We start from the raw sequence: 1545 nt of genomic DNA, 5'->3' as shown, positions 1-1545 counted from the left end.
ATATTTTTAAAAGCTTCCGCAATCTTGTTCATAAAGCCATCTAATGAGTCTACCGTCTCTACTAAATTTTCCATACATGTTTTTGCGACACCAGCACAGGATTCTAGACTACTTGTGACTGATGAGTCAATAATAGTCGACATCCCCTTTGAAATCTCATCTGTCGAAACTTTGATACTCGCCTTAATGCTTTGAATTCGCATTGGCTGAATTCGCTTAACGGACATTACTCAACTCCTCCTTTGGTTTCAAGACATTGATAAACTCTTCATAAGAGTGAACCACATGGTCCTTCCCGTCCCTAGTTACCTCTCCATAAACCGTGAGGTTATCAAATAAATCACGGTCCTTAGGAATTAAGAGGCTAAAAATATCTGATAAAAGCTTAACATCTGTCTCGTTAGTTAAAAAATAGAGACTTCCTTTTTCTTTACTCATCAAGTCATAAGCTTTTGGGTATTTCTCCCTCAAGAGCCAATCTGAAGACTGTTCAATCACAGATTGTGAGAGATTAAGACAGGTAGTGTTATCTATAAAATCATCATTATAATAGTAATTTTTCAAACTTGTATAACGGTTAAATAAATATGTATACCTATTCTCAAGAGCAACCCCAAGTTCTTTAGGAACATCCTCTAGCTTACCTGTTTCCATATTAAAGAGGACTTCCTTACGGTCATGACCCCCAGTTTTTTGGAGAACTACCTTACGATACTCTTGATCATTGTATGTGACAAAATTAATATAAGTACTTGAAACTGGAAAGTATGACGAATCATAATCCGCAACAGCCTTTAAAAGGTCATACTCCTTACGAGGCAAATCATCCTGACTGGTATCATAAACCTGAATCTTCCAATACTCCCCCCAACTCAGATTCTTGACATCAAAGCGATTATCGTCCCATTTGTAAATTAAACGTTTACTGTCTGTCGAAAGGTAACGTTTCCCATAAATTGCACTGGTATACTCCAGTGGTTCTTCATTAGCTTCCTGCTCATTGCTATGATTGACATATTTCCAAGAAATGACCAACCCCTGTCTATTAGCTAGAAACTCATAAGAAGCTGGTTCTACCTCAGGAGTTCGCACTTTATAACGGTCATGTGTTAGGTAGCGATATAAGGGATAGGCTCCAGAAACCACAACAAGAAGGCTAAAAAGTCCCAGAATGATTAGTATTTTTTTCCTGTATTGTTTCATTGACTTCCTCCTGAATATTTGTTGTTTGTATCTGATAAACAAAGATTATAAACTCTTAATCCATTATACCATATGCGTGACACCGTGAGAAGATGAGAAAAGCAAAAGAAAACCACTTGAAATGGATTCAAGTGGCGAATAGTTAGGGGAGCTCATTATAAACAGAGGCATCATAGATCTTCTGTTGGATTCGTTTCTTTTCTGTATACTCTTCTGGTGAAACTGTATAAATCTCATTCGTTTCAATAGATCCTGCTAAATCGGTATCCATATTTTTAAAAGCTTCCGCAATCTTGTTCATAAAGCCATCTAATGAGTCTACCGTCTCTACTAAATTTTCCA

2 protein-coding genes and 1 pseudogene are annotated in these 1545 nt (G+C 36.9%); all 3 read right to left on the bottom strand.

Going from position 1 to position 1545, the window contains the following annotated elements; genetic code table 11:
* Positions 1-227, bottom strand: a 227-nt coding sequence (locus GMD4S_RS08715) for a hypothetical protein (RefSeq protein WP_000114134.1), incomplete at its 3' end; no start/stop codon positions are given.
* The gene (locus GMD4S_RS08710; protein ID WP_000816347.1) at positions 217-1203 is read right to left on the bottom strand and encodes a hypothetical protein; all 987 of its coding nucleotides are present in this window, start codon (positions 1201-1203) and stop codon (positions 217-219) included. The genes GMD4S_RS08710 and GMD4S_RS08715, both read right to left, overlap by 11 nt.
* A gap of 142 nt (positions 1204-1345) precedes the next feature.
* A pseudogene (locus GMD4S_RS08705) lies at positions 1346-1545 on the bottom strand (hypothetical protein); the annotation flags it as partial.

It is taken from the genome of Streptococcus sp. GMD4S (genome assembly GCF_000296955.1).
Note: the sequence above shows the minus strand (reverse complement) of the source record. Positions and strands in the feature narration are given on the sequence as shown.

Coding starts and splice junctions, on each gene's coding strand:
- GMD4S_RS08710 (WP_000816347.1), bottom strand. CDS start 1,203: ATGAAACAATACAGGAAAAAAATACTAATCATTCTGGGACTTTTTAGC.